This is a genomic window from Shewanella jiangmenensis (genome assembly GCF_018596335.1).
Taxonomy (GTDB): domain Bacteria; phylum Pseudomonadota; class Gammaproteobacteria; order Enterobacterales; family Shewanellaceae; genus Shewanella; species Shewanella jiangmenensis.
The window spans coordinates 313,420-328,594 of record NZ_JAHEPS010000003.1; the positions used below are offsets into that span (position 1 = coordinate 313,420).

The window sequence follows — 15,175 nt, forward strand, 5'->3', positions numbered from 1 at the left end:
TACAGGCAAGAAAAAAGACGTCCTAGGACGTCTTAGTTCAGAGGTTTGGTGGAGGCGGCGGGACTTGAACCCGCGTCCGAAAAACCTACGCTCAAGGCGCTACATGCTTAGTCTCTCTTTTGTTTAACCGCTCGAACTCCGAAAGACAGGATTTCTAACGGTGAGCCTGGTACTGTTTCGCGGTTCACCCCCAGACAAGGTTCCCTCGCTAGCACGATGTAAGGTGACCATCATATCCACTGCCCATGTGCGAGACCTGTGGTAGATGGCTGGCGCTAATTAAGCAGCCAGAGCGTAGTTATCGTCGTTTGCAACTATAACTTTGCGGCTTTTTACGAGGCCAACCGCCCCTCGGCATGCTCCCGGAGTTTCGCGAATCCCGTCGAATCCAGAATCGCCCCCAAGAAACTTGATTGTACTCCCATGCTGCCCTCAATTCCAAGGCATTATTTGGAAGTTGCAATCAACTGTCTGATTTGTGTACTAAGTCAGACAGTTTATTTGTTCTTCATTACCCGGGCTTTTTCAAGGGCCCAGTCGCGCTGCTTGATGTCTTCGCGCTTGTCGTGATCTTTTTTACCCTTACCCAGGCCAATCTCGACTTTTACCCAGGCGCCTTTACGCCAGTACATGGAGATGGGCACGATGGCATAACCCTGGCGCTCAACCAAACCGGCCAGACGGTCGATTTCTTTGCGGTTAAGCAACAGTTTGCGTGGGCGGGTTGGGTCACATACCACGTGGGTCGACGCGGCGTGCAGTGGAGTGATATGGCAGTGGTGCAGGTAGGCCTCGCCATTTTTCAACATCACGTAGCTTTCGGAGATGTTGATTTTGCCGGCGCGGATAGACTTGACCTCCCATCCCATCAGGGACAGGCCTGCCTCGTATTTTTCATCGAATCGGTATTCGAAGGTCGCGCGCTTGTTGCGGGCGATCGTGGCCGGCTGAGCGGCCTTTTTTGCATTTTTCTTTACCATAGGCGGGCTATTATAACGTGGGGTCGGCAATTTGGAATTGACCGCCCAAGAATATTTGTATCTTTTGGCAAGCGAATGTTTTTATTGGCGAGTTTTTGTACTGGGCGGTGGCTGCCACCTTTTGCCAAAGCCGTGTTACAATCCGCGACCAAGAGTAAATCCCTCACGGTGAATGCAAACCAATGCCCAAGGTTACCCGTAGTGTGCTGGTCAGATTCAGTGCCATGCAAATGTACGAACTGGTCAATGATGTTGAGTCTTACAAAGATTTTTTGCCGGGCTGCGTCGGCGGCAAGGTGATTTCGTTTGATGGTCACACCATGGTGGCGTCGGTGGATGTGAGTAAGGCTGGCATTGCCCGCACTTTTACCACCCGTAATCAGGTGGTGCCGGGCAAGCATATTGCGCTGGTGCTGGAAAATGGGCCCTTTAAGCATCTGCAGGGCGAGTGGCGGTTTACTGAGCTGACGGAAGATGCCTGCAAGGTGGACTTTGAACTGGATTTTGAGTTTTCCAGCGGCCTGGCAGATTTAGCTTTTGGAAAGGTATTCAAAGAGTTGGTGTCATCTATGGTAACGGCGTTTACCGGCAGGGCAAAGGTGGTCTATGGCCAGTGATAACGAAAAATTTGGGGTAGACGTGATTTACGCGCTGCCGGCAAAGCAAAAGGTGGTGCATGTGATGATTGCGCCGGGCACCTCTTTTATTGAGGCGGTGCGCCAGAGCAATATTGCGGCCTTTTTCCCTGAGATTGACCTTGAAAACGTCAAGCTTGGCAGTTTCAGCCGTTTGGTGAAGCACGATGATGAAGTGCTGCCCGGCAACCGGATTGAGATTTACCGCCCTTTGATTGCCGATCCCAAGGATGTGCGCCGTCAGCGCGCCGAAAAGGCCAAAGACGAAGGCCGCGCCAACAAAATTACCGGCGGCAAACTGTAATTCATCCAATGGCGTTATCTGCCAACGCCTGAAGTTACTGCTAAGCAGCCATTAAAAAAGCGCCATCGGGCGCTTTTTTGTTGGACTCGCTGCCAATGTCAGCTATCGATACCAGCTATCAATACACCTGCTATCAATACACCTGCTATCAATACTTGCTTTCGGCGCTTTGCTGAATTTTCTTTTCTTCAACCAGCGGCTTTTCATCGCCGCGCTGCTCAGGCACCAGCGGCTGGCCTTCGCCATCGGCGGCGTTAACGCTTGGCAGCTTGCTTTGTTCAAGCGGGGTGTTGAAGTCGCTCGACAGCTCATAGTCACCCTTTACCTGCACCAGGCGATCTCCGGCGAAGTAAAGCACCAGCTCTTTGTGGATGATGCTGGCATCGCGGCCGCTTTTGAAGTGATACACATAGTACCAGGTGTCATCGGCGAAACTGTCGCGCAGCACCGGGCGGCCAAGCACGTATTCGGCCTGCTCCTTGGTCATGCTGATGCGCAGCTTTTCAACCTGTTGCGGTTCCATATAGTTGCCCTGAGGGATATCGGGCTTGTACACGAGCCAATCGAAAACACTGCAGCCGGACAGAGACAATGAGAGGGCTGCGGCCCCCAGCAGGGTAAGACTTTGCTTCTTTATCAACATCGTGATTGCTTATTCCATAAAAACTGCGGCTCATCATACCCAAGGGCGGGTAAGACTGACAAGGGCGCAGGACCAAAAGGCGCCAGATGCAGCAATTCGACCTTAGTGTCGCGCCAAGGTTCCCTCACCTTGGGTACTATTGCTGTAAGTCAAAGGTATTAACCTTGTAACTTACCATGACTGAACTGCATAGTCTTTGGTCACTTTGCCGTTATCTTGTTGATACAAAATAGTTTGTTAACTTTCAATCAAGCTTGTGGTTTATATTGCAAACTTGGCCAAAAGTTATAAAAATGTGATATTTGCACCATGGGGTCGGAGCAGTTTGTGGCAAGCTTGGTTTGTGTAGGAACGGGAATAGGCCTTGCAGGCCAAATCAGTGTGCGGGCAAAGAGCCATATAGAGCATGCCGATATCGTATTCAGCCTGATGCCCGATGGCTTTGCCCAGCGTTATATTGAGGGGCTCAATGCCAATGTGGTCAACCTGCAGCAGTTTTATGCCCAGGGCGATGAAATCAAAAACCGTCGCCTGACCTACGAGCAGATGACTCAGGCCATGGTTGAGGCCGCCCAAAGTGGCAGGAGAGTAGTGGGGGCTTTTTATGGTCACCCGGGCGTATTTGCCTGTGTGCCCCATATGGCTATCCGCCGCTGCACGGCTTTAGGAATAGAGGCCTGGATGGAGCCTGGCATTTCGGCCGAAGATTGCCTGTGGGCCGATTTGGGCATAGACCCGGCTCAGAGTGGCCATCAGAGCTTTGAAGCCAGCCAGTTTATGTTTTTTCGCCATCAGCCAGCCCCCTGTTGCCACTTGCTGCTGTGGCAAATCGCGCTGGCGGGGGAAAACACCCTGACCCGGTTTCACACCAGCCGCGACCGACTGCAGGTATTGGTGAAACAGCTTAGCCAGTGGTATCCGCTGGAGCATGAAGTGGTGCTGTACGAGGCGGCGTTTTTACCTGTGCATGAACCGAGGATTTGCCGGCTGGCACTCAAAGACCTGCCGGACGCCGAGATGGACCCGGCCACTACCTTATTGGTGCCACCGGCACAAAAGCTTGAACATAACCTAGAGGTGCTGGCTATGCTGGGGCTGACGCCCGCGGATCTGGCATAAGTTGCCTGCGGATCTGGCATAAAGGTGCCAGCAAGGCTAACCAAGTATTCGCGATGAGGTAATCGTAATAAGGGTACAAAACAGCGATAGCCAATAAATTCAGATACACCGGCAAAAGCCAAAGGGCCAAGAAGCCAAGAGAGCCAAAGAACAAGAGAGAAAGACTCGACAACAACTTATAACAAGCGAAGGAGAATAGAATGGCGACACTGAATGAGTTTTTGAAAAAGTTGGGCGAAGATGCGGCGCTGCTGGAGGCCTACAAAAAAGACCCCCAAGGGGTGATGCGTGCCAATGGCCTCAGAGATGATGAAATCCAGGCGGTGATGAGTGGCGATAAGAGCCAGCTTAAGTCCTTGGGTGGCGAAGAAGAGTTTCAGACCTATATTGTGGTGAATCACGGCAACGATAACTGACCCTGGATGCGAATTTTCACTTTCACTCTGTTCCTTGCCCTATCCCTTTCTGGAGGTAGGGCTTTCGGCGTTTCAATTGATGAGTCTCTAGATAAAATCGAAGAGACGATGAAGGCTTCGCCAGAAGAAGCAATTGCAGAGTTGCGACGATTCAATAAGTCTGATTTGTCTAAAGCGCAACTTGTTAGATTCGATATGTTGGAGGGGATTTATCGAATTTTTCAGGCAGATTATATAGTGGCGGTGAGTTCGCTCGAATCGGCATTGTCCAACAGTTCGAGTACTCCGGAGAAAGTTCAAATCCTGGGATATCTGGCTACGGTGAGCTTCATTCAGAAGCGGTATTCCGAATCAATGGCTCACATCAGCGACATGCTGTCCCTCATCAACACCATCGAAGATAAAGATATCCAGCGCAGCGCTTACATTCGCTTAGCCAGCCTGTACTTTCAAATGGGATTGTTCGATCAGGTCGGCATGTATGCCAGCAAGGCATTGAACCTGGCACCTGAGGACGCCGTTAAGGACATTTGTTACGCCAATCTCTATGTTGCTGCTTCCCTGATGAGGAGAGAAGAGCTCGCCAAGGCGTTGACTGCTTTTGAGCAAACACAGAGTTATTGCACGCAGCACAGCCTGCCACTGATTGCCACTATGGCAACGAAGGGGGCCGGCGAGGTCTATCTTCTGGAAAGCAAAATTGCGCTTGCTGCTGCCCGCCTCGAACAGGCGTTGGCCGAATATGGCAAATTTGGGTTTGCGATCGAAATCCCCTCTACGCAAAGTCTGCTCGCGAAGGCATTTTTAGCCAGCGGAGATAGCGCAAAGGCAGGTGCGTTAGCGTCACAGGTGGTAGCCAATTCAGCTGCTGACGACAGAGCATTGCAAGATGCCTGGCTGGTACTGGCAGAAGTGGCTGCCGAGCGCGGTGATTACAAACAGGCCTTCGACGCCCGGCAGAAAGAAGTGGAATATGCCACCCGTATTGTGGATGAAACCACGGCCCGGGAGATGGCCTATCAGGCGGCCAAGTTCAACTTCGAAGAGCAGCGACGGGAGATCTCACTGCTCAACAGCGAGCGCGACGGTTATCTGGTACAGAAAGAAACCATTTCCAGAGAGCATTCGGGAGCCTTGATGGCCACGACTGTGCTTTTGGGGATTTGTACCTTTCTGTCGCTGATACTGGCGCTTGGATTGTCGCAGCGAAACCGCTTTATGCGCCTTGCTCAGCGTGATGGCCTCACCGGCACCTATAACCGTGCCACAGGTCAGGAAAAGAGTGAAAATGCGCTGGTAAGCTGCATGGCGGTGGGCGAGCCGGCATCACTGATTCTGCTCGATTTGGATTTCTTTAAGCGGATAAACGATGATTTTGGCCATGCCACCGGCGACTGGGCACTGAAAAAAGTGGTGGATGTGCTGCGCTCCGAGCTTAACCGCAACGTGAGCGGCGAGCATATTCTGTCCCGCTTTGGCGGTGAAGAATTTATGATTATGCTGCCCGGTATTTCAGGTGTTGAAGCCAGTGAGATTGCCCAGCAATGTCGGCGCGCCATCCATGAGGTTGACACCCATTACAGCGGCCACAAGTTCAGCTTAAGTGCAAGTTTTGGAGTGACTGAGCTTACCACCGACGACTTGAGCCTCGACCCCATGATAGTCCGTGCTGACCGCTCGCTTTATATGGCAAAGCATTGCGGCCGCAATACCGTGGTGCTGGATGGGAAAGAGTTTTCTGATGTGCTAATGGGTGAGCCTAAGCAAGGTCCTGCGCCCAAAGAGGCTCCTCAAGCCCCTGAAAATATCGCAGGCAATCCACTTGCCCCTTCGGTTGCGGATGAGGTGGCAGCTGCCATGCCGCTTCTCGGTGGCGCGGTATCTGTTGCTGCCAAGGCACAAAAAGAGCGCGCGGGCAGCTAAGCTCTTATCTGTACTTGCTTACCCTCTTTGTGGGCCGAGTTCCTTGCTGCTGAGCCTTTCATCTGAGCCTTTCATCTGAGCCTTCAATCTGGGCCTTTCATCTGGGATTTCCGCTTTAACAGCGCACCTTGAGCACAGCTTTCGAACTGAGAGGTGCTGCAGTGCGTCGCAAACAGAACCTTTAATGCAGAGCCTTTCAAGCAGAGCCTGTCGATGAGCGCATTTTTAACAACAACAGCTCGAGCGGTGCATCTGCTGCTGGGTAACGCCTGGCTGGCGTTGGATAAAGCAAGGCTGGCGTCGGGGTAAGCCCGGCTGAAGCCTACTGGCCGGGTTATTGCTGTGCCGATAAGTGCGCTTTGGCTCTGCTTCAATATGAGCGGCAATCGTTCAACCGCCATCTCTCAACAGCCATTGTCCCACTTCAAATTTTCAACAGCCATCTCTCAACAGCCATTGTCCCATTTCAAATTTTCAACAGGCAACTTCCAACTTCCAACTGCCAGCTTCCAGCGTCGGCGTCTATCAGCGATTGAGCAGTTTGCTGACCTTTTAAGGGCCACAGCAATAGGTTTAAGCGTTTGCAGGCGCTGAAATTGCAAAATAATTTAAAAAATTTGAATTATTTTTTGCTTTGACCACTTGTTGCCAACTTGTTGATCTGGCGACGTCCGCTCAAGCTGAGGTTGTCCTGTCAGTCAATTTTTTGCTGTTTACGTAAACGTAACATTGAAACGGTCGTTTGAATTTATGCTGTTTAATTTTAGTTTTATGTTGCTGTAATTAAAGGTGATTTTTTTAATGCTCACTGTGTTGTTCGAAACAGGCTTATCGGCTTATACCAAAGTCAAATAGCGAAAATACTGTACCAATAAATTTACGATTGGTAATTAAAATACGTAATAAATTACATCATGGCAGGCGTGGTTAGTTGGTAAGACAACTTTCCGTAAATATTAGATGATGTTCTCGATCTATTTTCAAAGATATTGAATGTTATGAATTTAAATCGTGTTTCTTGTTTTGGTCTTACCAATTTTACTGGCATTTTTTGACCGTTATTTACCCATTTTCTCGCCTGGTGGACTGTTGCAATTACAAATGTTTCTCGCTAGTTTTTTGTCTGAAACGAACATTTGGCGGATTTGAGTGTGTGCCGATGAACGTTGTAATGGTTAAGCAGTGCGATATCGGCGCAGCGCCAAAACTCAGCGTTGTGAACGATGTAACGAACGATGCTGCGAACGATGCGGTAAAGCCTGGCGAAGAGACATAGTCGCCAGCCTTGATAAAGCCGCAGCGCAACAGGCACTGACGATGTAGGCACAGACGCTGTAAGCACTGACGAATCATTTATGAACGCAAGGCACACCGAAGCCACCAACAGCCGGGGATAACGAGATGACAGAGCAAATGCTGGAACAGCCACACACTATGCAAACAGCCACAATGCAGGGATTGGAGATAGTCGGACACCAGGTCGATGGCCAGGATGAGCTGTTTAGTGAAGGTGCACTGGCGCTGCTCGGTTCGCTGTGCCGTGAATTTGCTGCCGATGTGGATGGTTTGCTGGAAAAGCGTAAAGCCCGTCAGGCCCGTATCGATAAAGGCGAGCTGCCGGACTTTTTGCCTGAGACCCGCGCCATCCGTGACGGCAAATGGTCTATTCGCGGCATCCCAGATGATTTGAAAGACCGCCGGGTTGAGATCACCGGGCCGGTTGACCGTAAAATGATCATTAACGCCCTCAATGCCAACGTAAAAGTGTTTATGGCGGACTTTGAGGACTCGCTGGCGCCGAGCTGGGAAAAGGTGGTCACAGGCCAGCTTAACCTGCGTGATGCGGTGCGCGGCACCATTGAATACACAGCGCCTGAGACCGGCAAGCAGTATCGGCTCAAGGAAAAAACCGCGGTGCTCATCGCCCGTGTACGTGGCTTGCATCTCAAAGAAAAACACGTGCGCTTTAACGGCAAAGCCATTCCGGGCGCCCTGTTTGATTTCGCACTCTATTTTTACCACAACTACCGCCAGCTGCTGGCCAAGGGCAGTGGACCATATTTTTACGTGCCCAAGCTTGAGAGCCATCTGGAGGCGCGCTGGTGGGCCAAGGTGTTTGCCTTTACCGAAGAGCGCTTTTGCCTGCAGCCCGGCACCATCAAGTGTACCTGTCTGATTGAAACCCTGCCGGCGGTCTTCGAGATGGACGAAATTCTGTATGAGCTGCGCTCCAATATCGTCGCGCTCAACTGCGGCCGCTGGGATTATATTTTCAGCTACATCAAGACCTTGAAGAATCACCCCGACCGAGTGCTGCCGGACCGTCAGCAGGTGACCATGGATAAGCCATTCCTCAGTGCCTATTCACGTTTGCTGGTCAAGACCTGCCACAAGCGCGGTGCACTGGCGATGGGCGGCATGGCGGCCTTTATTCCCGCCAAGGATGCCGAGGCCAATCGTCTGGTGCTGGAGCGGGTGTGCCGCGACAAGGAGCTCGAAGCCCGTAATGGCCACGATGGCACCTGGGTGGCGCACCCCGGCCTTGCCGACACCGCCATGGCGGTATTCAACCAGTTCATTGGCGATGGCAGCGGTAATCAGTTGCACATCACCCGCGATGTAGACGCGCCGATTTTGGCCGCCGAGCTGCTTAAACCCTGCGAGGGCGAGCGCACCGAGCATGGCATGCGCCTTAATATCCGCATCGCGCTGCAGTACATCGAAGCCTGGATAAGCGGTAACGGCTGCGTGCCTATCTACGGCTTGATGGAAGATGCGGCTACGGCAGAAATTTCCCGCGCCTCTATCTGGCAGTGGATCCGCCACGGCAAGAGTTTGTCCAACGGCAAGCCGGTGACCAAGGCGCTGCTCAGGGAGATGCTGGTAGAGGAGCTTGCCAACGTCAAAGAAGAAGTCGGCAGCGAGCGCTTCACCCACGGCAAGTTTACCCAGGCGGCGGTGCTGCTCGAAGACATCACCACCGCCGACACCCTGGTGGAATTTCTGACGCTGCCCGGCTACGAGCTGCTGACACAAAACACCAAGTAACACCTTAACAAACAAGTAAAAACCCACCGGTAATGCCGGTGGGCTGGCACCCTACACCCCAAAGGAGACACACCATGAGCAAATACGTTAGCCGTCAGGCGCAAATCGACGCACTGAAAAAGGACTGGGCTGAGAATCCACGTTGGAAGGGCGTTCGTCGTCCTTACACCGCCGAAGAAGTGGTTTCCCTGCGCGGCTCCTTTGTGCCTGAAAACACCATTGCCCAGCGCGGCGCCGAGAAGCTGTGGGATCTGGTCAATGGCGGCGCCAAAAAGGGCTACGTAAATTCGCTCGGTGCGCTGACTGGCGGCCAGGCGGTGCAGCAGGCCAAGGCCGGTATCGAAGCCATTTATCTGTCAGGTTGGCAGGTAGCCGCCGACGCAAACCTTGCCGGCACCATGTATCCCGATCAGTCACTGTATCCAGCCAACTCTGTGCCGGCTGTGGTTGGCCGTATCAACAACTCGTTCCGCCGAGCCGACCAAATTCAGTGGAGCAATGGTGTTGGTCCTGAGGATGAGAAGTTTGTCGACTACTTCCTGCCGATCGTGGCCGATGCCGAAGCCGGTTTTGGCGGGGTACTGAACGCCTATGAGCTGATGAAGGCGATGATCGATGCCGGTGCCGGTGGGGTTCACTTTGAAGATCAGCTGGCCTCGGTGAAAAAATGCGGCCACATGGGCGGTAAGGTGCTGGTACCGACTCAGGAAGCGGTGCAAAAGCTGGTGGCTGCCCGTCTGGCGGCCGACGTAAGCGGCGTACCGACCCTGGTGATTGCCCGTACCGATGCCAACGCGGCTGACTTGCTGACCTCCGATTGCGACCCGTACGATCGTGACTTTGTCACCGGCGAGCGCACCAGTGAAGGTTTCTACCGTGTCCGTGCCGGTCTTGATCAGGCTATCGCCCGTGGTCTGGCTTATGCGCCTTACGCCGACCTTATCTGGTGTGAAACCGCCAAGCCAGACCTCGAAGAAGCGCGCCGTTTCGCCGAGGCGATTCATGCCAAGTATCCGGATCAGCTGCTGGCCTATAACTGCTCGCCTTCGTTCAACTGGAAGAAGAATCTGGACGATGCCACCATCGCCAAGTTCCAGCAGGCGCTGTCAGACATGGGCTACAAGTACCAGTTCATCACCCTGGCCGGTATTCACAACATGTGGTTCAACATGTTTGACCTTGCCTACGATTACGCCCGTGGCGAAGGCATGAAGCACTATGTTGAAAAGGTTCAGGAAGCCGAGTTTGCGGCGGCCAGTAAGGGTTACACCTTCGTGGCGCACCAGCAGGAAGTGGGTACAGGTTATTTCGATAAGATGACCACCATCATCCAGGGCGGCGAGTCCTCGGTGACGGCGCTTACCGGCTCGACCGAAGAAGAGCAGTTTCACTGATTGCCTGGGCAAGTGATTTACAGTGCGAGTGACTTTTAGTTCGACTGATTGGCAGCTCGCCTGATTTAACGTTTCACAGTTTTAAGGTTCTACAGTTTTAAGGTTCTACAGTTTTAACGTTGTGCCACAGTCTTTGGCTGTGTTGTGCCCGCGCGGTGAACCTACGCGCCGCGCGGGATTTTTCTCCTCCGGGAGATGGCTCCACCCTGATGTTATGTCTGCTTTACTTTACGATTTTCAACCACGTTGCTTGTGTTTCGCGGCCTTGTCCAGGCCGCGCTTTTTTTTGCTAAAACCATAACAGGTGTCATTATTTTGACCAGTCGCGCAAAAGATGCACCCGCCGTATCGCCACCGGCACAAATCCCTGTCTATAATCGAAAAACATTCTCTTTACATCTGGACGGTCAGTGAAAAGCAGTAACGGCGAACCCAAGGGCGTGGATTATTGGACCAAGCGCATCAGTGAGCAGGAAATGCCTGCGCTGTGCTCCACGGTAAAAACACTTGAGAAGCTTGCCAAGGATGACGTGTCTTCGATGACCATACTGGGGCGCAGCGTGATGCACGACAATGCGCTCACCTCGCGTATTCTGCGGGTGGCCAACAGCGCCACCTACAACAAGGGCATCAATCAGGTGACCACCGTCAGCCGCGCCGCTGTGGTGCTGGGCTTTGATACCATTCGCAATATCTGTATTACCGCCAAACTGCTTTCCAGTCTGCTCGAAAATAAAAACCTCTCTCCCGGCGTATATCAGCGACTGCTTAAGCTGATGGCGCGCTCGTTTCAGGCGGCGATGCTGGCGCGGATGATGCTGGCCGGTCACGATGAAGAGATGCGCGAAGAAGTGTTTATTGCCGCGCTTTTGTATCACCTTGGCGAGAGTGCGTTCTGGAGTATGGGCGGCCCGCTTGCCAATGAACTCGATAAGGCGCTTGGCGGAGTAGAGGATCCGGTAGCGGTTTTATCTGAAGTGCGCGAGCACCTTGGGGCGAGTTTTAGTCAGCTCACGCAGGGCATTGCCCGTAACTGGGGCCTTGGCGAAGTGCTGCTTAAATCGCTGAATAACCCGGATGACCGCACGCCGGAAATCCGCACCATTTTTGTGGCCAACAAACTTGCCCAGGAGCTTGGTGAAACCTATCCCGATTTCAATGAGCTCGAAAAGCGCGTTAAACAAGCGGCCGACATGATGGGCATAAAGCCGGAAGAGTTCAAAAGCCGCGCTATTAAGTGTGCCGAGGCGACCCATAAACTTGCCGATGCCTATGGCGCCAAAGTGCTGGTGGATTATCTGCCAAACACCGAACGGCTGAGCGCCGCCGAAGAGGCGCAGCAAAGCGGCCGCTGGCGTGAGGGGGACTTGGCGCTGCAGCTGAAAAAGCTCAAAGAGCTGACCGGCTTTGCCATTAATCGTACCGACATCAATCAGGTGATGCAGACCACCCTTGAAGGCATGTTGCAGGGCATAGGTGTGGATTCCTGCGCTGTGCTGCTCTTGTCGCCGAGCCGCAAAATGTTGCAGCCAAGGATAGTGCTTGGCGAGAACAGCGACGCCATCAAACGAGATTTTGTTATCGATATCAGCGAGAGCGAGCATCTGTTTAAGCAGGCGATTGAGCTTAAACAGGCGTTTTGGGTGGATTCGCCCGACTCGGCGCGCTGGCGTATGTATCTTGATGAGGCGCTCAGAAAGCGCCTGTCAAAAACCGGCTTTTTGATAGCGCCGATGGAAGTGGATGGCAAAGTGATTGGCCTCTTCTTTGCCGACAGAGGCGTGTCCGGGCGCAGTTTTGATGAAGATGCCTTTGGCAGCTTTACCCACTTCACCCAGCTCGCCAACGTGTGTTTTTCAGCCTCAGTGCGCGCCTGAGGCCGCTTTACGTTCAAAGGCGCTGATGGTTGCCGTGACCTCTTTGGCAACTTCGTTTGGCACCGGAATACTCAGATGATATTGCACCACTTTCCAGCCCTCCTCGGTTAATACCATAGCGCCAGTGCCTCGGGTGGTGCCGTATTTGGCGTTTGTCAGCAGCTCATCAAATATCAGCATCTCGCCGCGCTCGATAAAGTGGCGCACCGTGGGTTGGTAGTCCCAGCCCTTGGTCGGCTCGGCGTAACGGCGAAATTCGCCCATGTTCCAGCGCTCGCTGGCATCGGTGCCGATAAACACCGCATCCTGGCTGTAGAGGGCGAAATAGGCTGGCCAATCGGCGTGGGCGGCGTGCCGGTGCAGGGCATCGAGTACGGCGGCGGCCTCTTTTTGCTCGGCGTCACCGGCATAGAGTCCGGTGCTCATCAGGCCTGCCAGCAGGGCGAGGGCGCTAAGGTAAGGTTTTGCCATCTTAAAGGTCTTGTGGTTATGGATTGGATTGACCACGTTATCAATTCCACACCGCCGGATCCAGCCGGTAGTAGGCGGCAAGCTCCTGATAAAGCGCGTGATGCTGCTGGGAAAAGTCGTTGGCACGGGTAAAAAAGACTTCGGTGATCACCGCGAAAAACTCCGCAGGCTCAGTGGCGCCGTAGTAGTCGAACAGGGTGGCGTCGCCCCGTGCAGCAGCAGTGCAGAGCGCATCGTATTCCTGCTGCATTATCCGGCTCCAGCGCTGATAACGCTCCTTGCTTGGCAGCGCTGGCGCGCCGTCAATCTGGCCATCTTCCTGATCCAGCTGGTGGGCAAATTCGTGCAAAATCACGTTATAGCCATCGTGGGGATGGGCGCAGTCCTCTTCAATATCGTGCCAGGACAGCAACACCTGCCCCTGACTCCAGGACTCGCCGGCAAGCAGCGCATGGCGCTCCCACACCACACCGGCGGCATCCTTCTCGCTGCGCTCGACGTAAAACGCGTTGGGGTAAACCAGAATTTGGCGCAGGTCCGGATAGAAATCAGTCTGGCGGTTCAGCAGCAAAAGACAGGCCTGAGCGGCGATGGTGAGGCGCACCTCGTCGGTGATAACAAAACCATTGCAGCCGATGAACTGCTTTTCACCGAGGAAAATCAGGATTTTGCGCCTGAGCTCCTGCTGCAGATGATCCGGCAGTCTGCCATAGGCTGCCACCCGGCGCTTGAGGATAGCGCGCCAGGGCGCAGGAAAGGTGATGGCTGACAGCGCCTGACGCCGTTTGCGCGCGCGCAGTGGTCCGGTGGCAATCCAGGCAATGGCGATAACGCCTGCCAGGGTAACGAGGATAAGGCCGAGCATGGCGTTCCTGAAAATGGGCTTTGTTATGGGATGGGGGCGGGCGGCGGATAAATCAAGCCCGAAGCACGTTTAGCTCGATTCACGTTGAACACGAAAAACTTTGACCCCGAAAGGCGATGGCGATATTCGGTGCTAGTGTGGGATATGCAGGCAAAAAAAGCTGGCAGCTCAAGGATTGAAATCGTTCCATGCTGCCAGAAAAGGGTTGGGAGATGTTAACGCGGGTTAATCGACCTGAAGCAGTTGCTCCAGCCTGTGGCGCTCCTCAGCGCTCAGCAGGTAGTGATTTTCAATCAAAATCCGCAGCAGGCGGGATTTGGCGATATCACAGTCGCTTGCCATTTCGGCCAGATGTGCAATGGCCTGCTCGGTCAGGCTGAAGGTTGCCTTACGGAACTGGCTGGTCTTTTTGGCGGCCTCCAGACGACTGGTGGCGGCGCGTACCGCGTCGGCAACGCTGATGTTGCCACTTGGCCGTTGGCGCAGGGCTTCGTGGCGCATAGAAGCGATGTCTATCACCTCGGCCTTCTGGCTTGGCAAGCCCATGGCATACAGATTGGCGCCATCGATAAAGTCATCAATAAACTCATCGATGGATATCGCCAGCTGCGCTGTCTGTTTAGACGGCGTAGAGTTTTTCTTGAGATCTGCCAGTCCCATATTGTCCTCTCATTTTGCCAATCTGAGCTTGTTGAAGTTGGTTACGCACTTCGGCGGCATTGCGGGCCTGCAGCATTTCACAGGCGATGGCACGAATTTCGTCGGCGGCCTTACCTTCGGGTTCGATTTCAATCACTGACAGGCCGGACTCTTCACTGTCGTCATAAATGTTGCGCGAGTAGGTGATGGCTTCGAGTACATTGATGTCGTAGGTGCGGCAGACTTCCTTGGCTTCCAGAATGCGATTGGCCTGACTTGGCAGGGTGGGGCACTGGGTGATAACGAAGGTGGCGCGCATCTTGGGGTTGATCATCATACAGGTGGCGACCACGTCGTCCATGTGGCTCACTGTCTTGAGGTCGCGACGTTTGGGGCGCAGTGGCATCAGAATGTGGGAGGCCACCGACATGGTTGCCCGCAGCGCCAGGTTGTCCTGACCGCCGCAGTCGACGATGACGTAATCGTAGTGCTGCTCGAGGCTCAGCAAGTCGTTACGGATTTTGCCGTAAAGCTGGACGCAGTTAATGGCGGGCAGCTTGGGATTGTTGTTGCGGGCCTGGATCCAGTCGGAGGTGGTACGCTGTGGATCACAGTCCACCATGATCACCGAGCCGCCACACTCCTTGGTCAGAAACACTGCGATATTTTGGGCCAGGCAACTCTTGCCGCTGCCACCTTTTTCACCGCCAACCAGAATAATCATGTTTCCACCCCTGTAATTGTCATTGGGTCTGTAAGATACGTGAGGTTAGAATCGTCACATATACGGGATTAGCCTCAATCTAAAACCTGACTGAGCAAGGGTCAATTACCTGATTTTTGACGGATTTTTATTTTTGG

The 15,175-nt window shown here is 53.4% G+C and carries 14 protein-coding genes and 1 other RNA gene; 8 read left to right on the forward strand and 7 right to left on the reverse strand.

Annotated elements, in window-relative coordinates:
- Positions 1-46: 46 nt before the first annotated feature.
- Both ssrA and smpB read right to left on the reverse strand, forming a co-directional pair.
- Positions 47-402, reverse strand: a transfer-messenger RNA (tmRNA) gene (gene ssrA, locus KJI95_RS10125).
- A gap of 95 nt (positions 403-497) precedes the next feature.
- Entirely contained in the window at positions 498-980 is a 483-nt protein-coding gene (gene smpB, locus KJI95_RS10130) for an SsrA-binding protein SmpB (RefSeq protein ID WP_214507074.1), read from the reverse strand.
- A 182-nt stretch (positions 981-1,162) separates the two neighbouring features.
- On the opposite strand from smpB, the gene KJI95_RS10135 reads away from it, so the two are divergent.
- Together KJI95_RS10135 and KJI95_RS10140 are read left to right on the forward strand one after the other, a co-directional pair.
- On the forward strand, positions 1,163-1,597 hold the full coding sequence (locus KJI95_RS10135) for an SRPBCC family protein (RefSeq protein ID WP_214507075.1): 435 nt from the start codon (positions 1,163-1,165) through the stop codon (positions 1,595-1,597).
- Entirely contained in the window at positions 1,587-1,919 is a 333-nt protein-coding gene (locus KJI95_RS10140; RefSeq protein ID WP_214507076.1) for an RnfH family protein, read from the forward strand. The genes KJI95_RS10135 and KJI95_RS10140 overlap by 11 nt, the downstream gene beginning before the upstream one ends.
- A gap of 148 nt (positions 1,920-2,067) precedes the next feature.
- Here the strand turns inward: KJI95_RS10140 and KJI95_RS10145 are convergent, their stop codons facing one another.
- Positions 2,068-2,562 carry an outer membrane protein assembly factor BamE gene (locus KJI95_RS10145; protein ID WP_214507077.1) on the reverse strand — a complete coding sequence of 165 codons (495 nt, stop codon included), beginning with the start codon at positions 2,560-2,562 and terminating at the stop codon, positions 2,068-2,070.
- Positions 2,563-2,889: 327 nt separating this feature from the next.
- Between KJI95_RS10145 and KJI95_RS10150 the strand changes: the two genes are divergently transcribed.
- From KJI95_RS10150 to KJI95_RS10175, 6 genes are all read left to right on the forward strand, one after another.
- Entirely contained in the window at positions 2,890-3,681 is a 792-nt protein-coding gene (locus KJI95_RS10150) for an SAM-dependent methyltransferase (RefSeq protein ID WP_214507078.1), read from the forward strand.
- A gap of 200 nt (positions 3,682-3,881) precedes the next feature.
- Positions 3,882-4,097 (forward strand): hypothetical protein, encoded by a 216-nt coding sequence (locus tag KJI95_RS10155; RefSeq protein WP_214507079.1) that lies wholly within the window; start codon positions 3,882-3,884, stop codon positions 4,095-4,097.
- A gap of 6 nt (positions 4,098-4,103) precedes the next feature.
- The gene (locus tag KJI95_RS10160) at positions 4,104-6,020 is read left to right on the forward strand and encodes a tetratricopeptide repeat-containing diguanylate cyclase (protein WP_214507080.1); all 1,917 of its coding nucleotides are present in this window, start codon (positions 4,104-4,106) and stop codon (positions 6,018-6,020) included.
- A gap of 1,401 nt (positions 6,021-7,421) precedes the next feature.
- Complete coding sequence (gene aceB / locus KJI95_RS10165; protein ID WP_214507081.1) at positions 7,422-9,068, forward strand: malate synthase A; 1,647 nt, start codon at positions 7,422-7,424, stop codon at positions 9,066-9,068.
- Positions 9,069-9,142: 74 nt separating this feature from the next.
- Positions 9,143-10,462 (forward strand): isocitrate lyase, encoded by a 1,320-nt coding sequence (aceA, locus tag KJI95_RS10170; RefSeq protein ID WP_214507082.1) that lies wholly within the window; start codon positions 9,143-9,145, stop codon positions 10,460-10,462.
- A gap of 410 nt (positions 10,463-10,872) precedes the next feature.
- Entirely contained in the window at positions 10,873-12,339 is a 1,467-nt protein-coding gene (locus KJI95_RS10175) for an HDOD domain-containing protein (RefSeq protein ID WP_214507083.1), read from the forward strand.
- Here KJI95_RS10175 and KJI95_RS10180 read toward each other — a convergent pair.
- The 4 genes from KJI95_RS10180 to KJI95_RS10195 all read right to left on the reverse strand — a co-directional run bounded on the left by KJI95_RS10180 (position 12,325) and on the right by KJI95_RS10195 (position 15,038).
- The gene (locus KJI95_RS10180; RefSeq protein WP_214507084.1) at positions 12,325-12,810 is read right to left on the reverse strand and encodes a nuclear transport factor 2 family protein; all 486 of its coding nucleotides are present in this window, start codon (positions 12,808-12,810) and stop codon (positions 12,325-12,327) included. The two genes, KJI95_RS10175 and KJI95_RS10180, sit on opposite strands and share 15 nt — an antisense overlap.
- Before the next feature lie 40 nt (positions 12,811-12,850).
- Positions 12,851-13,675, reverse strand: coding sequence for a M90 family metallopeptidase (locus tag KJI95_RS10185; RefSeq protein ID WP_214507085.1), 825 nt, complete (start codon positions 13,673-13,675; stop codon positions 12,851-12,853).
- Positions 13,676-13,900: 225 nt separating this feature from the next.
- A complete protein-coding gene (locus tag KJI95_RS10190; protein WP_214507086.1) occupies positions 13,901-14,335 on the reverse strand; it encodes a CopG family transcriptional regulator in 435 nt (144 codons plus the stop codon).
- Positions 14,295-15,038, reverse strand: coding sequence for an AAA family ATPase (locus KJI95_RS10195; protein WP_214507087.1), 744 nt, complete (start codon positions 15,036-15,038; stop codon positions 14,295-14,297). The genes KJI95_RS10190 and KJI95_RS10195 overlap by 41 nt, the downstream gene beginning before the upstream one ends.
- Positions 15,039-15,175 lie beyond the last annotated feature (137 nt).